This window comes from Spirosoma arboris, assembly GCF_009754945.1.
Lineage (GTDB): Bacteria > Bacteroidota > Bacteroidia > Cytophagales > Spirosomataceae > Spirosoma > Spirosoma arboris.
On record NZ_WPIN01000008.1, the window covers coordinates 262087 to 283668 of the forward strand.

Annotated in this window: 16 protein-coding genes; 7 read left to right on the plus strand and 9 right to left on the minus strand. The window is 45.8% G+C overall.

The features are described from left to right. Nucleotides 1-100: 100 nt before the first annotated feature. The 3 genes from GO755_RS22010 to GO755_RS22020 are packed head-to-tail and all read right to left on the minus strand — an operon-like array spanning nucleotide 101 to nucleotide 6045. On the minus strand, nucleotides 101-2665 hold the full coding sequence (locus tag GO755_RS22010; protein ID WP_157587444.1) for an eIF2A-related protein: 2565 nt from the start codon (nucleotides 2663-2665) through the stop codon (nucleotides 101-103). Then, nucleotides 2662-4461, minus strand: coding sequence for an nSTAND1 domain-containing NTPase (locus tag GO755_RS22015; RefSeq protein WP_157587445.1), 1800 nt, complete (start codon nucleotides 4459-4461; stop codon nucleotides 2662-2664). Before GO755_RS22015 ends, GO755_RS22010 begins: the two co-directional genes overlap by 4 nt. Nucleotides 4462-4476: 15 nt before the next feature. Continuing rightward, nucleotides 4477-6045: a toll/interleukin-1 receptor domain-containing protein gene (locus GO755_RS22020; protein WP_157587446.1), complete on the minus strand. Its 1569-nt coding sequence runs from the start codon at nucleotides 6043-6045 to the stop codon at nucleotides 4477-4479. A gap of 75 nt (nucleotides 6046-6120) precedes the next feature. Here GO755_RS22020 and GO755_RS22025 point away from each other — a divergent pair, with 75 nt between their 5' ends. After that, the gene (locus tag GO755_RS22025; RefSeq protein ID WP_157587447.1) at nucleotides 6121-6495 is read left to right on the plus strand and encodes a hypothetical protein; all 375 of its coding nucleotides are present in this window, start codon (nucleotides 6121-6123) and stop codon (nucleotides 6493-6495) included. A gap of 96 nt (nucleotides 6496-6591) precedes the next feature. Here the strand turns inward: GO755_RS22025 and GO755_RS22030 are convergent, their stop codons facing one another. Together GO755_RS22030 and GO755_RS22035 are read right to left on the minus strand one after the other, a co-directional pair. Continuing rightward, a complete protein-coding gene (locus tag GO755_RS22030; RefSeq protein WP_157587448.1) occupies nucleotides 6592-7464 on the minus strand; it encodes a lysophospholipid acyltransferase family protein in 873 nt (290 codons plus the stop codon). Between the two features lie 152 nt (nucleotides 7465-7616). After that, nucleotides 7617-8489: a lysophospholipid acyltransferase family protein gene (locus tag GO755_RS22035; RefSeq protein ID WP_157587449.1), complete on the minus strand. Its 873-nt coding sequence runs from the start codon at nucleotides 8487-8489 to the stop codon at nucleotides 7617-7619. A gap of 113 nt (nucleotides 8490-8602) precedes the next feature. Here GO755_RS22035 and GO755_RS22040 point away from each other — a divergent pair, with 113 nt between their 5' ends. Next, nucleotides 8603-9265, plus strand: a complete 663-nt coding sequence (locus tag GO755_RS22040) for a WbqC family protein (RefSeq protein WP_317165937.1) — start codon at nucleotides 8603-8605, stop codon at nucleotides 9263-9265. Nucleotides 9266-9328: 63 nt separating this feature from the next. Beyond that, nucleotides 9329-11857: an ATP-dependent Clp protease ATP-binding subunit gene (locus GO755_RS22045; RefSeq protein WP_157587450.1), complete on the plus strand. Its 2529-nt coding sequence runs from the start codon at nucleotides 9329-9331 to the stop codon at nucleotides 11855-11857. A gap of 100 nt (nucleotides 11858-11957) precedes the next feature. Here the strand turns inward: GO755_RS22045 and GO755_RS22050 are convergent, their stop codons facing one another. Together GO755_RS22050 and GO755_RS22055 are read right to left on the minus strand one after the other, a co-directional pair. Then, nucleotides 11958-13712: a GMC oxidoreductase gene (locus GO755_RS22050; RefSeq protein ID WP_157587451.1), complete on the minus strand. Its 1755-nt coding sequence runs from the start codon at nucleotides 13710-13712 to the stop codon at nucleotides 11958-11960. Nucleotides 13713-13838: 126 nt separating this feature from the next. Next, nucleotides 13839-14588, minus strand: coding sequence for a phosphatidylinositol-specific phospholipase C/glycerophosphodiester phosphodiesterase family protein (locus GO755_RS22055; protein ID WP_157587452.1), 750 nt, complete (start codon nucleotides 14586-14588; stop codon nucleotides 13839-13841). A 189-nt stretch (nucleotides 14589-14777) separates the two neighbouring features. Between GO755_RS22055 and fabG the strand changes: the two genes are divergently transcribed. The 4 genes from fabG (at nucleotide 14778) to GO755_RS22070 (ending at nucleotide 18491) form a co-directional block, all read left to right on the plus strand. Continuing rightward, nucleotides 14778-15524, plus strand: a complete 747-nt coding sequence (fabG, locus tag GO755_RS22060; protein ID WP_157587453.1) for a 3-oxoacyl-[acyl-carrier-protein] reductase — start codon at nucleotides 14778-14780, stop codon at nucleotides 15522-15524. An 86-nt stretch (nucleotides 15525-15610) separates the two neighbouring features. Next, nucleotides 15611-17734: a vWA domain-containing protein gene (locus GO755_RS22065; protein WP_157587454.1), complete on the plus strand. Its 2124-nt coding sequence runs from the start codon at nucleotides 15611-15613 to the stop codon at nucleotides 17732-17734. A gap of 111 nt (nucleotides 17735-17845) precedes the next feature. Beyond that, nucleotides 17846-18016 carry a hypothetical protein gene (locus GO755_RS40975; RefSeq protein WP_198174895.1) on the plus strand — a complete coding sequence of 57 codons (171 nt, stop codon included), beginning with the start codon at nucleotides 17846-17848 and terminating at the stop codon, nucleotides 18014-18016. Beyond that, nucleotides 17991-18491 carry a DUF6169 family protein gene (locus GO755_RS22070; RefSeq protein ID WP_157587455.1) on the plus strand — a complete coding sequence of 167 codons (501 nt, stop codon included), beginning with the start codon at nucleotides 17991-17993 and terminating at the stop codon, nucleotides 18489-18491. Before GO755_RS40975 ends, GO755_RS22070 begins: the two co-directional genes overlap by 26 nt. A gap of 6 nt (nucleotides 18492-18497) precedes the next feature. On the opposite strand, the gene GO755_RS22075 is transcribed toward GO755_RS22070, so the two are convergent. Beyond that, nucleotides 18498-20972: a helix-turn-helix domain-containing protein gene (locus GO755_RS22075; RefSeq protein WP_157587456.1), complete on the minus strand. Its 2475-nt coding sequence runs from the start codon at nucleotides 20970-20972 to the stop codon at nucleotides 18498-18500. An 81-nt stretch (nucleotides 20973-21053) separates the two neighbouring features. After that, on the minus strand, nucleotides 21054-21476 hold the full coding sequence (locus GO755_RS22080) for an EamA family transporter (RefSeq protein ID WP_157587457.1): 423 nt from the start codon (nucleotides 21474-21476) through the stop codon (nucleotides 21054-21056). Nucleotides 21477-21582 lie beyond the last annotated feature (106 nt).

Consider the following 21582-nt stretch of genomic DNA (forward strand, 5'->3'; position numbering starts at 1 on the left):
GCCGTTTGACAACACAAAGGTACGGAAAAAGCGGTTTTCCGGTTTCGTGCCTGTTTAGCTGGAAAACGTTGGGTTTCCTATAAATGTTCGCTTAACTACCTCAATCCTCCACCCCATATTTCTTTTTATTTTCTTCTGTGAGTTGGGGTACTTTATCGTTGTTTTCTTTAAGCCATTTGAGGGCTCCTTCGGCAGTGTACCAGATTTTGGCTGTGTTATCATAAGACGTGGTCACAATACGGTTACCATCCGGCGAGAAAACAGCCGAACTGACATAAGCCAGATGCGCCAGCGTGATTAGTAGGTTTCCTTTCAGATCCCAGATTTTGGCCGTTTTATCGTCAGACGTGGTTACAATACGGTTGCCATCAGGCGAGAAAGCGGCTGATCTGACTGGGCCTTGATGCGGTAGCGTGGCTACTAGGTTTCCTTTCAAGTCCCAGACTTTGGCTGTTTTATCTGTAGCGACCGCAATATAGTTGCCATCAGGAGAGAATTGGGCTGATCTGACATAGTCCAGATGTGTCATTGTGATCACTAAGTTCCCCTTTAGATCCCAAGCTTTGGCTGTTTTATCTGTAGCGACCACAATACGGTTGCCATCAGGCGAGAAAGCGGCTGATGTGACATAGCCCAGATGTAGTAGCGTGGTTAATAGATTCCCCTTCAGGTCCCAGACTTTGACTGTATTATCGTCAGACGTGGTCACAACACGGTTGCTATCAAGCGAGAAAGCGGCTGATCTGACTGGGCCTTGATGCGGTAGCGTAGCCATTAGAATTCCTTTCAGGTTCCAGATTTTGGCTGTATTATCAGAAGACGCAGTCACGATACGGTTGCTATCAGGCGAAAAAGTGGAATGTCTACCTGAGCTCTGATGTGCTAATGTGATTAGTAGGTTTCCTTTCAGATCCCAGATTTTAGTATCAGTAGACGCAGTCACAATATGGTTGCCATCAGGTGAGAATTCGGCCGAGAAGACAGGGAACTGATGAGGTAGGGTAGTCAGTAAGTTTCCCTTCAAGTCCCACACTTTGGCTGTTTTATCATAAGACGCGGTCACAATACGGTTGCCATCAGGCGAGAATTCGGCCGAGTATACATAGCCTTGATGCGTCAGCGTAGGTATTAGGTTCTCCTTTAGGTTCCACACTCTAGCTGTTTTATCATAAGATGCAGTTACAATATGGTTGCCATCAGGCGAGAAAACGGCCGAACTGACAGAGCCTTGATGCGTTAGCGTGGTTCGGAGGTTTCCCGCCAAGTCCCATACTTGAGCTGTTTCATCGTCAGATGTGGTCACAATACGATTGCCATCAGGCGAGAAAGCGGCTGATCTGACAGGGCCTTGATGCGGTAGCGTGGTTATTAGATTCCCTTTCAGATCCCAGACCTTAGCTGTTTTATCATAAGATGCAGTTATTATACGGTTGCCATCAGGGGAGAATTTGGCCGAGTAGACAGGGTCTTGATGTGTCAGTGTGATCAGTTTGTTTCCCCTTAAGTCCCATACTTTGGCTGTTTTACCTGTAGCGACCACAATATAGGTGCCATCAGGTGAGAAAACGGCCGAACTGACAGAGCCTCGATGTGTCAGTGTGATCAGTTTGTTTTCCTTTAAGTCCCATACTTTGGCTGTTTTAAGTGTAGCGACCACAATATGGTTGCCATCAGGCGAGAATTCAGCCGAATATACATAGCCTTGATGCGTTAGCGTGGTTCGGAGGTTTCCCGCCAAGTCCCATACTTTGACTGTCTCATCGTCAGATGTGGTCACAATACGATTGCCATCAGGCGAGAAAGCGGCTGATCTGACAGGGCCTTGATGCGGTAGCGTGGCTACTAGGTTTCCTTTCAGATCCCAGACCTTAGCTGTTTTATCATAAGATGCAGTTATTATACGGTTGCCATCAGGGGAGAATTTGGCCGAGTGGACAGGGTCTTGATGTGTCAGTGTGATCAGTTTGTTTCCCCTTAAGTCCCATACTTTGGCTGTTTTATCATACGACGCAGTCATAATATGGTTACCATCCGGTGAGAAAACGGCCGAATTTACAGCACTCTGATGCGTCAGTATACTGTAAATAAATAGATTCTTATCTCCTTTATTAAATATTCTGGCGATACGTTCGTATATAGGAATACTTAAAACGTATTTGCTACCCTTTTCAAGTGATCGTAGCACTCCGCCTAGAATAAACTTATCACTTTCGGAGACCCAGAATAATGATTGCGCTGTATCTCTTTGTCGCTGTGCTTCTATTGTGGCTTTCTCTGCTATACCTTGTTGTCTTTCTGCCTTCAATTGGGCTAATCTGGCTGAGTCTCTTTGACTAATTGCTTCTTTCTTTGCTTTTTCAGCGAGAAGTTGCTGCTTTTTAGTTTCCTTCTGGGCAAGTTGGGCTGCTTTTCGCTGCTTTTCAGCCTCAATTTTCTCTTGTTCAATATCGCTAAAAAGCTGAGTAATCTTTTGGTCGATCAACTTCGTCTGCTCCGGTGCACAGAGTTTGGCTGCATTATATTTTTTTAAGGCTTTCTCGTACAGTTTGTCCTTTTGAAACTGCGTTCCCTGATCCATAAGATGCTTATAGTACGGGCAACCCTGCCCTGCGGCAGATAAGACCACCAGAAAAGCAAAGGCGAGTAGTACAGAGAAGCGTGTCATGGCTGCTTTTGAAGTTTTTGTTGACAGGAATCGATACGTGTAACTAATCTATTTTTCAAAACAGCTAAGTCGCTGTCCGAAATCGCTTCGGCTGGGGTGTTAATTTGTAAACCAGCCGTTGGTTTTTGGATGTTGCTAACTAAAGAGTCTGCTTTACGATAAACCTGAAGCGCCAGGGCATATTCGTCGTATTCCTCATAGCGTTGGCCTATTGCCTGCAATTCATTCACCTTCTGCAAATTGACCTGATCTAAGGCTATGGAGAGGGATTGAGCGTTTTGATTAGCTGTTTTTTCTGCCTGCTCAGCCCGTTCCTGTTCATTTTGGGCTTGGAGCCAAAAATACACGGCTAAACCCGCTACAAGTAAAGCAACTATAGCCGCGCCTATGGCTATTTGGCTACGCGCCTTTGCTTTTTTCTCATTATCCTGCGCTCGCTTTGTTAACTTTTGTAATTCTTCAGTCCTTGTTCGTTCGTCAGCTAAGTCCTGCTCAAGTTTCTTTTTTCGAGTTTCGTCTTCTACAGCCCAACGGGTTGCTGCTACTCGCTTTATGGCTCCTACCAACGTGTCATGGCTCACCTCATAGAGCAATCGTCCATTAGCATCACGTTCTTTCCGGAGTAAGGAACTTGCCTCAAGTTGAGTTAGCAAGTCGGGGTTAATTTTCAGTCGATCATGGATAAAACCTTCAGAAAGAGAATTTCGACTGTCGCTATCCACAGCAATAAGTTCATCCTCAATTAATCGTTGAACTTTAGAGCGGTTATCTTCAGTAAACTGGTTCAGAATTCCTTCGTAATATTTCTGAAAAATATCCTTAATGTCTCCTAACTTTTTAGGGCTTATTTCCACATCGGATTGTTTGCCAACCAATTCGTTTTCGATATATCGGCAAAGAATTTGCAAGGTCGCCGAGTCGATTTTTCCGTCCTGTTGATCGGCTATATTATCCAGAATCGCTTCTACTGCATCAGAAGTATACGTGAACGTTGGAGAACTGTAGCTTATATCTTCTTTTAAGGCGGGTTTGATAATAGCTTCTTCCGCCTGTGTTCGACTAAGTGCCTTAAGTTCATACCAATTTTGCAAAATTGCTGGATGTCGATCAGTGATACCGTTGAGAAGTGATAAACGGTCAGAGCGCATCGAGATTACAACTTTGACATCGGGGCTTTGGTACAAAAAATCCTGCAAGGGATCATCCAGCAAATTCAGCTTATCTAATTCAACCATCCGCTGCTGGAACTGTAGGGGAATAGAGGGATAAAGCAACTGGGCTAGTTGTTCTGAAAACTCATCAATCTGGGGTTTCTTGTAAGTAAACAGTTCTTCAAACTGGTCAAAAAATAGGATGAACTGCGTTTGCTGGCTTTTCCACTGGCGCGTTTTAAGCCAATACCAGAATGAATTTTCATCTTTAATGAGCGTATCTAAAGGTGAAAATAGTTCTGTCTCAGTTACGCTTGGAGAGCCAGCTTTTAACAGCAGACGAACAGTATCTGTCGGCGAAATAGCTTCTTCAGTTGGATCTTCCTTCTCTGAGTAATTGTTAAATCGGATTGGGAAGTAAACAAATTGCGTTTCCGCTTGCAGCTTAGGAATGATACCCGCATTGATTAACGAACTTTTGCCATAACCACTTTTGCTGTTTAGTACAACGACTTGCTTTACGAAAATCAGGCTAAATAAATCGTCAATGTCTTTGTCGCGCCCAAAAAACAAACCTTGTTCCTCAGTCGTGAACGGTTTCACACCTGGGTATCGGTAGCGGGGCGTAATGGTTGACGATTCCATTCCAAATGGCATTAGTTAGGATAAAATGGCGGCTATAACTTGCTGAACACCAGTCTCCCAGTCAGATGGTAGTAATGAAATGCATTTGCGGCCTTGAAGTTCATCGAATAATTCATCCAGATTGCGCCCAAAGTTCTGCCAGAGTTGTAATAGTCGCATTAAGTCATATGCCCCATCCAAATCATCTGCGTCCTGTCTTTCTTTAATCTGATCTCTAATTTCCTGAATTTTTATTCGTACCACGCTTTTCACCTGCATGACAAAATCGGCTTCCAGAAATCGTTTGTCCAAGAAACAAGGTATCAATTTGATCTTCTTTTCGAGACTGTGCATGATCTCAAAACCTACATAGGGAGACTGTAAGCTGTTTTCTGATAAAATGACGACCACTTTGTCAACATCCTGGACTCTCTCCATAAACTGACTAATGAGAGTACCCGGTTGCATTGATTCATCGTCTATGACAACTTTAATGTTTGCCTGTTTTAATGCGTTAGTTAGCTGAGTTACTACTTTAAGATCAGTGTTGTCAGTATGGCTATAGGATACAAAAACAGTAGCTTTTGCTGGCTTTTGAATCAACCGACATTTGTCATCAGTTGATTGCTGATTTTCAAAACGTTGGTAAAGTTTATTGAGAAAATCTATTGGCTTAACGGCTAAAAATTCTAATTCCAGGCGGTTGGCAATAAATGTACAGACGTCGTTAGCCTGTTCTGCCTGTAAGAGTGAATACTTGGAAATTGGGTTAGTCTTTGTCGCTTGAGGAGTAAAAATCCGCAGAAGTACCTGCATGTACCACTTTTCAAAATGCACGCCTAGAAATAAAAAGGTTGTCGCTTTTTTGAGCCTTTTATCAAGTTCTAATGGTAGAGTATGCGGGCCTAGGATGCCTTGTAGGTAGTTGAACAGGTGATCAAAGGTGATAATATAAGTAGGAGGGTCATCTATTGTTCCAAGGATATTATAAACCAGAGGTTTGGTCTTATTAAATTCTTGAACTTCCCGTTTCTCTGTTGGTGTATAGTAGTCAAATTGATATGGCCGACTCTTCTCCATTTCCTTGAACTTGTTTGGCAAGCGTTTGTCTGGCAATAAAGAAATAATCAGATGAAATGGTAGTTGGGCAATTTTTTCGAACGGCTCATCAAAGTCAGTAAGGGCGTTGTAAAAATTCTGGTAAAACGTGAATAGCCGGGTAGGTTTCTTATTTGCTTGAAGTTGGAGCAATTCTTCGTGCTCAAAAATATACTGCGGACTCTCCACTACATGATCCTTAAGATTTGCATCATGTGTTAATTGCTGACGCAACACCTGAAAAAGTGTCTGACCGTTTTCAAACGAAATCAGGTCAGGGCCTACAATAAGAACACATTTTTCAAGACAGATTTCTGCTATAAGCTCATCCCAATCTATTTGGTCAACCCAATTACTCATGAAGGCGCGGTGGTTCAGGAATTTAGAGGTAATGTAGCTAAATTTTGAAAACGATCCTGTGCTACGGAAACATTGGCGCTGATCATAAGGCCGTTGCGTCAAATTTAATAAACAAAACGCTCGGCAGGCTGTTGAACGTACCAGCATGACGCTCAAACTGGCGTCTGCCTGGGTTCGTCGTCAAAATCAGTATACAACCTAGTTAACTAACTCAACAACGTTATGAAAACCAAGCTATTCAGTGCATTTGCACTCGCTTTTATGCTTACTGTTGGTGCCTACGCGCAAGACAGTACAGCCACGATGAGTAAGAAGGAAATGCGAAAGCAGGAAAAGGCCGAACGGAAAGCCCGGCTGAAAGATGATCTTAAAAATACTGGCCAGGCAGCTGGTGAAACGACCAGGGAAGTAGGGCAAGGTATTAAGAGCAAAGCAAAAGTAGCCGGTGAGGCAATTGATACCACAGCTCAACGAACAGGCCGGGCAGTTAATAGAGGATTAGATAATGCCTCGGATGCAATTTCGACCGAAGCGCGTAAACTGAAAGATAAACGAGATTCAACAAGAGCCGAGAAAGCTCGTCGGGATTCGCTGTAAGATGTTCCAGGTTTAATGTTTCAGGTTCCAAGTTAACGCATATCATCTTTTGTATGAGTCAACTTGGAACCTGAAACATTAAACCTGGAACAGTTTTTACTCAAGTTTCGCACACACCTTTGCATACTTTCCCCGCCAGTGTTTCCAGCGTTTATGCGACCAGAGCCAGTCTGAAGGGTGTTTGCAGATACTGGCTTGTAGTTTATCTCTGTAGATTTCGAGAATTGCTCCTTGTGGCAAGTCAGTGTAAGGAGGCTCGGCTATGAGCTTAAAGGTGCCTTCGTAATAGCCTCTTCGCGTACGAATCAATTCCAGAAAAAATACGGGTAAGTTGCGACTACGGGCCAGTCGTTCGCTGCCGGGATAGAAAGGCGTGTCGCGGTGTAAAAAATCCATCCAGTAGCCTTGCTCTGGTACATCGGGAACCTGATCGGCCACGAGTGCAATTACGCGGGGAATATCTTTCCGAACGACCATCTGACGAGGCAACAAGTTCATTGGTGTAGGTACTGCCCCGTGACTGGCGCGAACTTCCTGCATGAGCTTCTCCATGCCTGGACTAGTTAGTGGTTTATATACACTATCGACTGGGATATCAATAATGACCGCTGCTGACGGAACCCATTCCCAATTGCACTGATGCGAGCCCGTGCAGATTACCGTTTTCCCAACAGTCAGGAAATCCTTTATTAACTCTGGATTCGTATACTTAAACCGTTTTTTTAATTCACAGGCAGAAATTGAAGATAGCTTAATTGTTTCGACAAGTATATCGGTCAGGTTACGGTAGAAATTCTTCGAAATCAGACGGATTTCGGCAGATGATTTCTCTGGGAATGATAGTCGTAAGTTCTCTAGAACAACCTGTTGTCGATAGCGAACTACATAGACAATCACAAAGTATAAAATGTCCGAAATGCTATATAGAACACTGAAAGGCAAACGGGACAAAAGCCGAAAAAATATCATTTAGGCGTACAGTACGGAAGGAGATATAAAACTATTGACTGGCCTAAATATAAAAAATACTAAATTAGTTAGCAAAAATCATATTGTTATTCTGAGAAACAGCGTGCTTTCTAGTCGAAAAAGCACATAAAACGCGTAGTATCTGAAAAGAGTTATTCCAGTTTCGCACCTACTTTGGCGTATTTCCCACGCCAGTGTTTCCATCGCTTGTGCGACCAGAGCCAGCTGGAGGGATTTTTTCGAATAGTGGCCTCAATGCAGTCGCGATAGCGCTCCAAAATCGTACCCGCTGGTAAATCCGTATAGGGTGGCTCGGCAATCAACTGAATCGAAATTTCGTAATAGCCCCGTCGCACTCGTACTGGCTCCATATAAAATACAGCCAGGTTCCGGCTACGGGCCAGCCGTTCGGCGCCCGGATAAAAGGGCGTATCGCGATGGAGGAAATCAGTCCAGTAGGCTTGCTCAGGAACATCAGGTACTTGGTCGGACATGAGGCCAATTAGTCGGGGAGTATTCTTGCGGGCAACCATTTGCCGAGGCAATAGATGCATATCGGTTGGGATGGCTCCAAAGCTAGACCTTATTTGATGCATCAGGTTATTGAAAAATGGATTGGTCAGCGGCTTATACACACTATCGACGGGGATGCCCTTTAATACAAAAGGCCCTGGAAACCATTCCCAGTTTCCCTGATGAGAAGTCATGGCAATGGCCGTCTTGCCTGCCTGTATTTTTGCCTGGACTAACTCTATATTTATAATCCGAACATGCTGCTCTAGCTCAGCTGGAGAAAAGGTAGGTAGCTTGATTGTTTCGACAAATAAGTCGGCCAGATTACGGTAAAATTCCTTCATAATCAGACGAATCTCAGCGGGTGACTTCTCGGGGAAAGAGAGTCTTAAATTTTCAAGAATAACTCGTCTTCGGTAGCGGATTATCCAGAATAATAGAAACTGCAATACATCAGAAATGCCATAAAGTACTTTTAATGGCAAACGTGATAATAATCGAAAAAAGATCATTTAAGTAACGTAGAGCGAACAGAAGTCGAAACCGCTGCTGTAGTCGGAAATTAAAAAAATGCTAAAACTAGTTGGTGGTATTGAATTTTTGCTTTATTTGTGAACGGATACTTGTGGAGTCATTGGAAAAGCATTCGTTAGGGTCTCATCCGACCAGTTTATTAGTTGAACTACACTATTTGCCCTGTTTAGATTATATGTCGGGGCTAATGCGGTTTGGAGGAGTACAAATTGAAGCATGCGAGCATTACCAGAAACAAAGTTATCGAAATCGGTGCTATGTTCGGACAGCTAACAAAGTTGATGCCTTAACAGTGCCCGTACTGCAAGGAACCCACCATCAGCCTATTCGCGATCTTCGTGTGGCGAATGACCAGAACTGGCAGATGCATCACTGGCGATGCCTACAGGCTGCTTATGGGAAGGCTCCATTTTTCGAATACTACGCGCCCTATTTTGAACCGATTTATCAAAAAAAATGGACGTTTTTATTCGATTTGAACGTTGAACTGCTGACAATTTGTCTGAAATTGCTCCAGTTGAGGATAGCCTTGAACCTGACAGAATGGTACGATAAACTAGCATCGGTCGGCCTATTTGACGCTCGCTCGATGCTAAATCCGGGAAATGGGCCGGAAACGTATATATTCCATCAGCCTGTGGCGTACCCACAAAATTTTGGCGTTGATTTTGTACCAAATCTTAGTATTGTAGACCTGTTGTTCTGCCAGGGACCGTCTGCCTCAGACGTGTTGAAGGCTGGCCTTCGGGAGTGAACAAATCCTTAAAACTCTTCGTTAGGCCAGTATAGTAGCTTACCTAAGGAGACCCTAAAACGAATGGAAGCAAAATTCTCAAACCGCGTCAAGGAAGTCATCACGCTGAGTCGGGAAGAAGCCTTACGCTTAGGCCACGATTATATCGGCACAGAACACCTCTTGCTGGGTATGATTCGTGAGGGTGAGGGTGTGGCGGTGGGCTTACTGAAGAAACTCGGTATCTCACTCGACGAACTCCGGGTCACTATTGAACAGGCCACGAAAGGGACGGCCACCAACAACGTGAAAAATTTAGCGAATATTCCTCTGACCCGTCAGTCGGAAAAGACGTTGAAAATCACCTATTTGGAAGCTAAGATTTTCAAGAGCCCGCTCATTGGTACGGAGCACCTCTTACTGTCGATTCTGCGCGATGAAGACAATGTCGCCACGCAGATTCTCAATAAATTCAATATTAATTACGAAGTCATTAAGGAGATGCTCGAATATCAATCTTCGGGAACCCGCCCGGTGATGGGACCCGAAACCGACGATGACGACAACGACCGTGGCATGTTTGGCGGAAGCAGTTCCGGTTCAGGCAAAGACCCAAAAGGTTCCGAAAAATCAAGGACACCTGTGTTGGATAACTTTGGCCGAGACCTGACTAAACTAGCTGAAGTTGGCAAACTCGATCCCATTGTTGGTCGCGAAAAGGAAATTGAACGTGTGGCCCAGATTCTGAGCCGCCGGAAGAAAAACAACCCAATCCTGATTGGTGAGCCAGGGGTTGGTAAAACCGCCATCGCTGAAGGACTGGCTCTGCGCATTGTGCAGAAGAAAGTATCTCGGGTGTTGTTCGGTAAGCGCGTAGTTACACTCGATCTTGCATCGCTCGTGGCGGGTACTAAGTACCGTGGCCAGTTCGAAGAGCGCATGAAAGCGGTAATGAACGAGCTTGAAAAGTCGCCGGAAGTAATCCTCTTCATTGACGAGTTGCACACAATTGTGGGTGCAGGTGGTGCGTCAGGTTCGCTCGATGCATCGAATATGTTCAAGCCGGCATTGGCGCGGGGCGACATTCAATGTATTGGTGCGACAACGCTCGACGAGTATCGTCAGTATATTGAGAAGGATGGCGCACTCGCCCGTCGTTTCCAGATGGTTATGGTCGATGCTACATCGATTGATGAAACCATCGAAATTCTGAACAACATCAAGGATAAGTACGAAGATCACCACCATGTCGACTACACCAAAGAAGCTATTGAGGCTGCGGTGAAGTTGTCGGAACGGTATATCTCGGATCGATTCCTGCCTGATAAAGCGATTGATGTTATGGACGAAGTGGGTGCTCGCGTACACATTTCGAACATCACCGTTCCTGAAGATATTCTCAAACTCGAAGAGCAAATCGAGAATATTAAGAAAGAGAAAAATCAGGTTGTTAAAAGCCAGAAATACGAAGAAGCTGCTCAGCTTCGCGATAAAGAAAAACGCCTGATCGATCAACTTGAGCGGGCAAAACAACTCTGGGAAGAAGACACCAAGAAACGTCGTTACAAGGTTACGGAAGAAAACGTGGCCGAAGTTGTGGCCATGATGACAGGTATTCCTGTTACGAGCGTATCGAACGATGAAGGCAAGAAACTTGTCAACATGGGCGATGAACTGAAAGGCCGCGTAATCGGTCAGCAGTCAGCCATCGACAAGCTGGTGAAAGCCATTCAGCGGACTCGTGTTGGTCTGAAAGATCCTAAGAAACCAATCGGTTCGTTCATCTTCCTCGGCCCAACAGGTGTAGGTAAAACCGAACTTGCTAAAGTATTGGCTACTTACCTGTTCGATAAAGACGATGCACTGGTTCGTATCGATATGTCGGAATACATGGAGAAATTCAGTGTAAGCCGTTTGGTTGGTGCACCTCCAGGCTACGTAGGTTACGAAGAAGGCGGTCAGTTGACCGAGAAAATTCGCCGGAAGCCTTATAGTGTCGTGCTGTTGGATGAAATCGAAAAAGCTCACCCAGATGTGTTCAACATTCTGTTACAGGTTCTTGATGATGGTATTCTGACTGATGGTCTGGGTCGCCGGGTAGATTTCCGGAACACGATCATCATTATGACCTCTAACATTGGGGTTCGTGATCTGAAAGATTTTGGTGCTGGTATCGGTTTTGCCACCAAGAAGAATGCTGAAACGCAGGATGACCTGATGAAGAGCACGATTCAAAGTGCGTTACGGAAAGCCTTCTCACCTGAGTTCCTGAATCGTCTGGATGATGTGATTGTATTTAACTCGCTCCAACGCGAAGACATCCACAAAATCATTGACCTGATGTTGGGTAAACTGCTGGGTCGTGTTACGAACCTTGGCTATACAGTCGAACTGACGGAGAAAGCGAAAGACTTTCTGGCCGAAAAAGGATACGATCCTCAATACGGTGCTCGCCCGTTGAGCCGTGCCATCCAGCGTTACCTCGAAGATCCCGTTGCGGAAGAAATCCTGAAAGGAGAACTAAAAGAAGGTGACGTAATTCTGGCTGACTATAGCGGTGAAGGTGAAACACTGACAATTACGGTGAAGAAGCCCGAAGCAGTGGTTGAGTAAGAGATAACTGATTTATAATAGAAAGCGGCCTGACGTTCAAACGTCAGGCCGCTTTCTTATTTGTAATACTGGTGGCGTACCAGGAGTTTGTCCACGCTACTTAAATATTCTTCTGCTTTACCTGATCAATCAGGTACTCAGATGTACGCATGGCACTTGCCAGAATGGTCCAGGTTACATTTTTGTCACCTTGCGAAACGAATGGAGCAGCGTCAACCACGAATAGATTTTTCACATCATGAGCCTGCTGGAATTTGTTCAGAGCTGATTTTTGTGGGTCGTTGCCCATACGGACTGTACCCACTTCGTGTATAATACGTCCGGGAGCAGCTAGCCCGTATCCGTGCGCTGTGTTGGGACCTGGTTTTTGTCCTAGTGGAGTACCACCCATGGCATGAATGATTTCCTCGAAGGTATCCTGCATATGTTTAGCTTGCTTCACTTCGTAATCCGACCATTTATAGTGGAAACGCAGGGTCGGAATACCGTACTTGTCTACTTTGTTCGGATCGATTTCGCAATAGTTACTTTCGAGAGGGACTGGCTCACCTCGTCCCGACATGCTAACGTAAGCGCCGTAGAATCGACGGTAATCGTCTTTGAGGCCTGCGCCATAGCCACCAGCGGGTTTCATTTTTCCATCACGACCTGGAATCGAACCGTTTTGAGATTCTATTCCTCCGCCATAGCCAGCACCAGGCATTCCCATACCACCACCGTACTCAATATGGTACCCACGGGGGAAGTCTAACTTCTTGTTGTCCAGCCACCAAGGGGTAAACACGTGCATGCCGCCAACACCATCTTCGTTGTAGCGTTTACGATCCATTAAGGCAGGTATAAAACCTGATCGGCTGGCACCAGTTGAATCGTTTAGGTATTTTCCCACTACACCACTGCTATTGGCTAAGCCATTGGGGAATCGAGGGGATTTAGAATTGAGAAGTATCCGGGCCGATTCGCAGGTACTGGCTCCGAGCATAACTGCTTTAGCTCGTACGGTTATTTCCTGTAAGGTACCCTTATCTACATAACTGATGCCTGTTGCCAGCCCCGTTTGTGGGTCGGTCAGTACTTCACGAACCATAGCTCCATTGACAAGCGTTACATTCCCAGTCTTAACCGCTGGAATACAGAGTACCGATGAGGCCGAAAAATCGGCATAAGCCTGGCAGCCCCGATTACACTGGCGACAATAAAAACAGGAACCCCGGTCTTTGTTGATCGGTTTGGTCAGAATACTCAGTCGTGATGGAATAACCGGAATCCCGATGCTTCTGGCCCCTTTTCGAATCATCAACTCATGGAGACGTGGTTTGGGAGGAGGTAGGAAAATACCATCGGGTTCATTCGGATAATTTTCAACTGATCCAAAAACACCAATCAGACGGTCTACTTTATCGTAATAGGGTTTGAGATCATCGTAACCAATTGGCCAGTCGTCGCCAACGCCGGATAGTGAACGACGCCGGAAATCATCGGGACCGAAACGCATGGAGATACGCCCCCAGTGATTGGTACGTCCGCCAAGCATTCTGGAGCGGAACCAGCCAAATTCGGTGCCCTCTTTAGCTGAATAGGGCTCGCCATCAATTTCCCAACCACCCCAGGCCGCATCAAAATCGCCACCCGAACGGAATTCGGTGCTTGCGCCACGTCGGGGAGACTCCCAGGGCCATTTCAGTTGCGTAATATACTTAGGATCGGCTGGGTCGAAATAGCCGCCTGCTTCGAGGAGAATGACTTTTGCGCCTGCTTTCGCCAGCATGTAAGCGGCCATACCGCCACCCGCACCAGAGCCAACAATCGCAACGTCGTAGGTAATGGGGGGCTTTTTAATTTGTGGGATGTCCATTGAGAAAGGGGAGTGCTTAGGAACGTTATTAAATACTGGTTAAAGTAAGGAAGCCATTGAGTTTACTGCTTTGCAATCTGAAAGGCTATTGTAATAACTGTTCTTTGCACAAACTCTTAACCTGGATCATCGCATGGCTTGAACGCACTCCGCGACTTTATCGGTATTGATAATATCGACGCCTAATTTCTTAAGCTGTTTCCAGCCGTTGGGCGTATCAGGAATAGCCCAAAACCGGATAGGTTTATTATCGCTATGGGCACGTTTAATCACACGTTTAAGCTTGTCACGGTCGGCGTCTGGAATGTCGCCGGTGCCATCCCAGCGGGAGTAAGACCGGAAATTATCACTGATAAGGGCCACTCTTCCGAGAGTTTCTTCATCGTAAACCTCGCTTGGACGACCATCAAACTGGAGTAGTGGATAGTCGAAATAGTTCTGGATTCTGGGGCGCTCACCGCTGATGATCACTTGAACAGCTTTTGCATTTGCCGCCCGGTTAAAGACAGGTAGATTTTCCTGAAGCATTGTCGTCAGCAAGGGAAGTACCTCGGCAAAATTCTCTTTCACATCGATCACCAGGCTAAATGTATAATCCCGATCGGGGCTTGGTTTCTCCTTATTCTGTAGAAACAACCGAGCAATAGGTTTTAGGTAGAGCGAATCGAGTGTTGGAGAACTGGCGGTTGGTTTCTCGTGTGATACGACCAGTTTGCCATTTAGAAGCCAGACATCAGCTTCAATAAAGTCGGCACGTTTTTCGTACGCATCCACAAAAGGCCGGGGCTGGGCATAATCATTGTGAGCGTGAATTTTCTGGGCAAAGGTTACGGTGGCCGTCAACCAGAGTAAGGTGAGTAGGATGTAGGAGCGCATAATGAATGGCTTAATTTGAGGTAAAGTAACGCAGCTTAATCGCTAAACCAAAACCAGGAGCTACCTTGCCGTTTCGGACCAAACCGCTAATTTTGACAAAAACATTATTGGATAATGTATAGTGAACAATGGATACTTAAAAGTTAACTCATTCATTATATACTATCCATTTCTTATTAGTGATTAAAAATGGATTTACTGAAAGGAAAAGTTGCCCTCATTACCGGAGCTTCGCGCGGAATTGGGCGGGCCATGGCCCAGAAATTTGCGCAGGAAGGTGCTGCTGTTGCCTTCACCTATTTGTCGAGTGTTGAAAAAGGACAGGCATTAGAAGAAGAGCTACGGGTATTTGGCGGACAGGTGAAAGGCTATCGCTCAGATGCGTCGAATTATCAGGCTGCCGAGGAGCTCGTAAGTCAGGTAATCGCTGACTTTGGCAAACTGGATGTGCTCATCAACAATGCCGGAATCACAAAGGACGGATTGCTCATGCGCATGACCGAAGAACAATGGGATACCGTTATTACCGTTAATTTAAAGTCGGTATTTAACCTGACGAAAGCAGTCACTAAGCCTATGATGAAGGCAAAGTCTGGATCGATCATTAACCTGACATCCGTAGTCGGTATTCGGGGTAATGCAGGGCAGTCGAATTATGCCGCATCAAAGGCAGGTATCATTGGGTTTACCAAGTCGATTGCGCTAGAGTTGGGCTCGCGGAACATTCGCTCCAATGCTATTGCACCAGGCTTTATCGAAACCGAAATGACAGGCGAAATCAATGAGAAGGCACTTGACGAATGGAAACAGCAGATTCCTATGAAGCGTGGAGGCCAACCCGATGAAGTAGCTGATTGCGCTGTTTTCTTAGCTTCCGACCTTTCCCGCTATATTACCGGCCAGGTATTGCAGGTAGATGGCGGAATGTTAACTTAACCGTTGTAAGTTAGTAAGTCGTAAGTCGTACATGGCTCACGCAATATACTTACGACTTACAGCTTATTGACTTACAACCTTTTTTCATGCGCTCAGACGTTATTTTTCAATCCTCGCCCTGGTGGATTTTGGTTTGCCTGCTCGTTGGAGCAGCATATGCGTTTGCCATGTACCAACCCCTTCCCCGACTGGTTGGGAGTGGGGCAACAGTTGGCGGTTTCGATAAACGAACAACATATGGGCTGGCTGCGTTGCGATTTGTTGTCGTGAGTTTCCTCTGCTTTTTGCTCCTGAACCCCCTTATCCGGAGTCTCAGAACACTCACAGAGAAGCCCAAAGTGGTTCTGACCGTCGACAATTCAGAATCCGTAGCGGCTGCGGGTCGGCCAGCACTCAACAAGGCGTTAACCGGATTGCAAACGCTTCGACAACAGTTGACCGACAAGGGATTAGACGTAGCAATACGAACGTTTGGAGATAGCGTTACCGATGCAGACCTCACTCAAATTCCGTTTACCCAGCGCACAACGGACTTGTCGGGCTTATTGTCGAGTATTCGCTCTGACTACGAAGGACGCAATCTGACAGATGTCGTTTTAGTATCGGATGGGATTTTTAACCAAGGCATGTCGCCTACGTTTGGTCAGTATCCATTTGCCGTACAAACAGTTGGCTTAGGGGATACGATTCCGAAAAAAGATATTCAGCTTAAAGGCATTGTTGCGAACCGAATTGCCTACTTAGGTAATCAGTTTCCAGTACAGGCTGAAATTGTGAGTAACGGATTTCAAGGCCGAAGTGCAACGGTTGTACTACGTCAGAATGGAAAAGAATTAGGGCGCCAGTCGGTCAATTTCGGCAAGAATGATACCTTCAACCAACTGACATTTCAGGCTACAGCAACACAAAAAGGTGTTCAACATTTTGTAGTAGAAGTATTGCCGCAATCGGGTGAATTTAGTACACTCAATAACCGTCAGGACGTCTATTTAGATGTCATTGATGGCAAAGAAAAAGTACTTCTGCTGGCATTGGCTCCCCATCCGGATATAAAAGCGATTCGCAATATTCTGGAACGAAATCAGAACTACGAACTCGATATTCGTATCCTGACCGGAACACCCGCCGAGGCAACTCCACCAGCGGAAAAGACGTATGACCTAATTATCTTGCACCAAATTCCTGACAACGGCGGAGTCGGCAATGCGTTAGCGCAAAAATACCTGTCGAAAAATACGCCTGTGCTGTTTATTCTTGGTAATCAGTCTTCGCTCGGGCCGTTTAACAACTCAAACTCGGTAATGCAGGTTTCGGCCCAGCCCAACCAGAGCGATAAAGTAACGGGTGTTTTTAATCAGGAATTTAAACAATTGAACTTCGATCCGTCCAAACTCGACATCCTGTCTAAGCTGCCTCCGCTGTTGACGCCTTATGGTGAATATCGATTGCAGCCCGGTAGTGAAGTAGTGCTTTGGCAGCAGGTAGGTAGTATTCGTACTGCCAAGCCGCTACTGGCATTGAACGTAACGAGTCCGCGCAAAACGGCCGTTCTGGCCGGTGAGGGATTATGGGCCTGGCGACTCGAAGAATACGCCCTAACCGATAAGCAGGAGGTGGTTGATGAGCTGATTCAGAAGGTTATTCAATTGATTTCAGTGAAAGAAGATCGTCGGAAGCTTCGCGTGTATCCCATTCGTAATGAATTTGTAGCGGGTGAAAAGGTAATTTTCGAGACGGAGCTCTATAATGATATCTACGAACGACTATACGACAAGCCAGTTCGGCTCGAAATTAGCGACGAAAAGGGCATAACTCGCTCGTTCAATTACACTCCAACCGCAGCCAATAGTCGGTTTGAAATTAGCCGTCTGCCCGAAGGTGCATACCGATTCAAAGCTAGCGTAACAGTCAATGGTAAGGCCGAACAATCGTCGGGGCAGTTTGTGGTACGCGATTTGCAACTTGAAGCCCTCAACACCACCGCCGACCATGGCATGCTTCGGCAACTAGCCCAGCAAACTGGTGGACAATTTTTCACTGCAAACCAAACCGACGAACTCGTTCGGAAGCTAACTACCCAAACGCATCCAGCCCGGCTAACAAGCACCGAAGAAATGAACGAGCTCATCAACTGGCGCTGGTTATTCTTCGTAGTTCTGACGCTGGCTGCCATTGAATGGGGCTTGCGGAAGTTTTATGGCGGGTATTAAGCCTATCTGACGCGCTAAATGTTGCTAAACTATTTTAGGTAAAATCGTTGTTTTCTGCTCACAAGGCAGAGACTTAATCTTCTTTTGTTCGTCTCATAAACAATGACTACGATGGAAACACCAGCAAAACCAATGACCGCCCGTGAAAAGATCCGCAAACTTGTGGAAGTGAAAGAACAGGTACAGCGGGAAGCACGGGAAAATTATCGGAGTAATCCTGATATTCAGGCCGCTGTTGAAGAACTGAAAAAGAAAAATGCCCGACGATTTTCCCGTAAATAGTTACGAGTTTAGATTTTTTGGTGCTGAACAAAATTCGTATTTCTTCACTACCAGACAGGAGATTATCTATCAAATTAAGTTCGTACCATCTGCTTACTTGTTTATAGATTACGTAGAAGGGCACGTCAACGCCTTTGAAATGGTAATTGCAGTGGCGGACAAACCGGGTGATCGCATCCCATCAGATCCGCTTACTGAACATACAATCAAGGCTATTTTCTACAATTTCTTCCGTTCGTTGGAGCACGTGATTGTCTATATCTGCGATAGTTCGGATGGGCGTGAGAAAGCTCGATTTCGAAAATTTACCAGCTGGTATTACAGAAATTTAAAACCAGACGATCTGTTCAAGATGGATGCCGATCTCCCGGATGGAGATCGGGATACCATTCTTTCTGGTATTCTAAGTACAAGACACCCACACTTCAGCCAATTTGTTGAGCTATTTAAAAATTTGTCAGAGGCTGAGAAATAGAATCTATCACTCTCCACTTGCTTCAGCTTCCGCCCGCATGGCGTATTGAACAAACCGAATTTCACTAAAGGAAACGTCATTGCCTAAACCTTGCCGGACTTCACTTAGGGTTTCGGAAGGATAGTTCTCAAGGTACGATCGGATGCTGGCGATTTTTTTAGCGGGTAATAATGCATCGACCGCTAAGTCGCCCGAGCCAACGTATTTTACCAGATGGCTTTCGACGGTTGAAACGGCCAGGCTACGCTCAGCAGCGATTTCGCTAATGGTCTTGCCAGATTGGAAAAAGGCTAGTGTGATGGCAGGCGATAACTCCTTCGGCTCCTTAGGTTGTTTTGGCTCTTTTGGTGCTTTCACTTTCGGTGTTGCCGAACTGGCTGCTCGCCCGACTGGATTTTCCTGAACGATGCGTAGTATCTCCGCGCCAATTTGCCTTACTTTCGTTTTGCCAAACCCCTTGACAGCTAACAGCTCAGCCTCAGTAGTTGGGCGGACACGAGCCAACTCTACGATCGTTTTCTGGGGTAACACCATAAAGCCAGAGGTGTTGTGTTCACCCGCCATATCATTCCGCCACTTCATCAAGGCACCGTAAAGTCCACCACGTGAGGAACCTTCGGAAGTCGCCTTTTCCGCAACCTGAGGCTCGTGTTTTTTACGTTCAGGCTGAAAATCCAACTCGGCGTGGTTGCGAGCTTGCAGGTAGGCTAAGGCATTGAAGCCCTCCCGACACGTTTCAAAACTACGTAGCTTAGTGAATAGCTCCTTCTCTAATTCGTCCAGTGATTCCAGCATCAGATCGCGCACTTTCTTATTGTCGCAGTCGGTGGGGAAGCGGTGCAGAATTGGGAGTAATTCGGTACTGAGCAGTGACTGGAAATAGGTGCCTGCCTTTCGGACGCGTTCCTGCAATTGTGGATTAGCCTCGGGCAACTGCTCGCTGGCAAAATAGCTTGGTAGCTGTTGCAGAAAACGTTGCGTTACATCGCGGGCTTTATCGCGTAGTAAATCAGTGAGTTGAGTGATAACTGGATTGCACTCTGGATCTAAGCTACTGGCGTGTTCATTAACCGTTCGACGGCATCGGTAGAGTAGCGAATTGGCTCGTTCAAACGAAAATAATTCCTGAAGCAGGTTTTGCTGGTTCGTTCGTTTTGCCTGATATAAATGTTGCTCGTTCGGGGTTTGTTGTTGAACCTGCTCATGGAAATCTTCCAGTTTAAGCTCGGTTTTAATGCTATGCGACGGAATCGGTGATCGAAGTACCAGTCCATCAAGGGTTTTGCATCGGCTAAGGGCAACATACACCTGCCCGTGTGCAAAGGCAGCCGAGGCATCGATAATTGCCTTCTCGAACGTTAGTCCCTGGCTTTTGTGAATCGTAATGGCCCAGGCCAGTTTGAGCGGAAACTGTTTGAATGTACCGATCGGCTCACCTTTGATTTCTTTAGTCGCTGGGTCAAGCGTATATTTGATATTGGTCCAGTCTGCCGGATACACCGTAATTACTTCACCATCCTGCTGACTCTTCACATAAATGACATCCTCGTCTATGTCCGTGATTTGCCCTATTTTACCATTGTAATAGAGTTTTTCGCGGGCAATATCATTCTTGACAAACATCACCTGGGCGCCCACTTTCAGATCAAGGCTAACTTCAGTCGGGTAAGCGTGAGCTGGGAAATCACCTTCGACTGTAGCGGTAAAGGTGCGAAGAGGCTTTTTTAGGCTCTGTAATTTCGTGCTATTGATTTGTTGAGCCGTTGTGTTATGGGTCGACAAGGTAATGTAGCCTTCCGTATCATTGGGGTTGAAATCGGGAACGTAGCGTTGATTCAGATCTGCCAACTGGGCCTGAGTGACCGTTTTTTCGCGTATACTGTTAAGTAAGCTAATAAACCGCTGGTCGGATTGCCGATAAATGTGAGTTAGCTCAATTGAGACGTAGGGCGTTTGGCGGAGGGCTCGACTGCTGAAAAAATAGCCGGTATCGTAATACGGTTGTAGCAACTCCCACTCGTCGTCTTTAATTACGGGTGGCAATTGTTGCATATCGCCAATGAGCAATAACTGAACGCCACCAAATGGCCCGGAATTCGACCGATACCGCCGTAATACTTCGTCAATACCATCCAATACATCGGCCCGCACCATACTGATTTCGTCGATAACCAGCAGGTCAAGCGTACGTAGTAAATTGATTTTTTCCTTATTGAATTTCTTGCCTTCGCGTTGAGTGGTACCCGGTGTTAATGGGCCAAAAGGAAGCTGAAATAGCGAGTGAATTGTAACGCCACCTGCATTGATGGCTGCTACACCCGTTGGCGCTACTACCGCCAGCCGCTTGGCACTGAGTTGTTTAATCTGTTGAAGAAAAGTTGTTTTTCCTGTTCCGGCTTTTCCCGTCAGAAATATATTTTGGTTGGTGTGCAGGACAAAGTTGTGGGCAAGGGCAAGTTTTTCGTTTACAGGAGTGGGCATAAAAACGCGCAGGAGATAATTAACAAAGATACTCGTTTTATAGACGAATTCGTATCCCAGACGTCATCTGGCTCATGCTGCTTACCCTCGCGCCATAGCAATTGTTACCGCTCCGACAGCCATCAGAACAGCCCCTGCAATAACCTGCCAACTGAGCTTCTCTTTCAGGAAAACAGAAGCCAGAATAATCGAAAATACGAGTGAAAAATTGGTTAATGGCGATACTTGAGATGCATTGCCTAATTTCAGTGCACGGAAGGAAAGAAGCGAGGACAAACACGTAAGAACCCCCGCAACTACCAGATAAATCCAGACACGTCGTTCAATCCGCATTACATCGGGTAAATGCCCCTGTGTGATAACAACACTCCACGATACCACTAAAATCAGTACCGACTGAATTGCAAAGGCCAGACTGGAATCGACGTGTTTGACGCCTGCTTTTGAGAGCGTAACGACAGTAGCGGCTGCTAAAGCGGCTGATAAGGCAAAGACAATCCACATACGGTTGACGATAATGTATAGCCTATAAAGCAACAAGTAGGCGGAAATGATTTAATAATCTGACAAAAAAGGAGTGAGTTAATGGATTGGGTACTTTCGGTAACCA

Excerpts from the sequence above, each read along its gene's own strand:
- GO755_RS22010 (WP_157587444.1), bottom strand. The coding sequence starts at position 2,665 with ATGACACGCTTCTCTGTACTACTCGCCTTTGCTTTTCTGGTGGTCTTA.
- GO755_RS22015 (WP_157587445.1), bottom strand. The coding sequence starts at position 4,461 with ATGGAATCGTCAACCATTACGCCCCGCTACCGATACCCAGGTGTGAAA.
- GO755_RS22020 (WP_157587446.1), bottom strand. The coding sequence starts at position 6,045 with ATGCTGGTACGTTCAACAGCCTGCCGAGCGTTTTGTTTATTAAATTTG.
- GO755_RS22025 (WP_157587447.1), top strand. The coding sequence starts at position 6,121 with ATGAAAACCAAGCTATTCAGTGCATTTGCACTCGCTTTTATGCTTACT.
- GO755_RS22030 (WP_157587448.1), bottom strand. The coding sequence starts at position 7,464 with ATGATATTTTTTCGGCTTTTGTCCCGTTTGCCTTTCAGTGTTCTATAT.
- GO755_RS22035 (WP_157587449.1), bottom strand. The coding sequence starts at position 8,489 with ATGATCTTTTTTCGATTATTATCACGTTTGCCATTAAAAGTACTTTAT.
- GO755_RS22045 (WP_157587450.1), top strand. The coding sequence starts at position 9,329 with ATGGAAGCAAAATTCTCAAACCGCGTCAAGGAAGTCATCACGCTGAGT.
- GO755_RS22050 (WP_157587451.1), bottom strand. The coding sequence starts at position 13,712 with ATGGACATCCCACAAATTAAAAAGCCCCCCATTACCTACGACGTTGCG.
- GO755_RS22055 (WP_157587452.1), bottom strand. The coding sequence starts at position 14,588 with ATGCGCTCCTACATCCTACTCACCTTACTCTGGTTGACGGCCACCGTA.
- fabG (WP_157587453.1), top strand. The coding sequence starts at position 14,778 with ATGGATTTACTGAAAGGAAAAGTTGCCCTCATTACCGGAGCTTCGCGC.
- GO755_RS22065 (WP_157587454.1), top strand. The coding sequence starts at position 15,611 with ATGCGCTCAGACGTTATTTTTCAATCCTCGCCCTGGTGGATTTTGGTT.
- GO755_RS40975 (WP_198174895.1), top strand. The coding sequence starts at position 17,846 with ATGGAAACACCAGCAAAACCAATGACCGCCCGTGAAAAGATCCGCAAA.
- GO755_RS22070 (WP_157587455.1), top strand. The coding sequence starts at position 17,991 with ATGCCCGACGATTTTCCCGTAAATAGTTACGAGTTTAGATTTTTTGGT.
- GO755_RS22075 (WP_157587456.1), bottom strand. The coding sequence starts at position 20,972 with ATGCCCACTCCTGTAAACGAAAAACTTGCCCTTGCCCACAACTTTGTC.
- GO755_RS22080 (WP_157587457.1), bottom strand. The coding sequence starts at position 21,476 with ATGTGGATTGTCTTTGCCTTATCAGCCGCTTTAGCAGCCGCTACTGTC.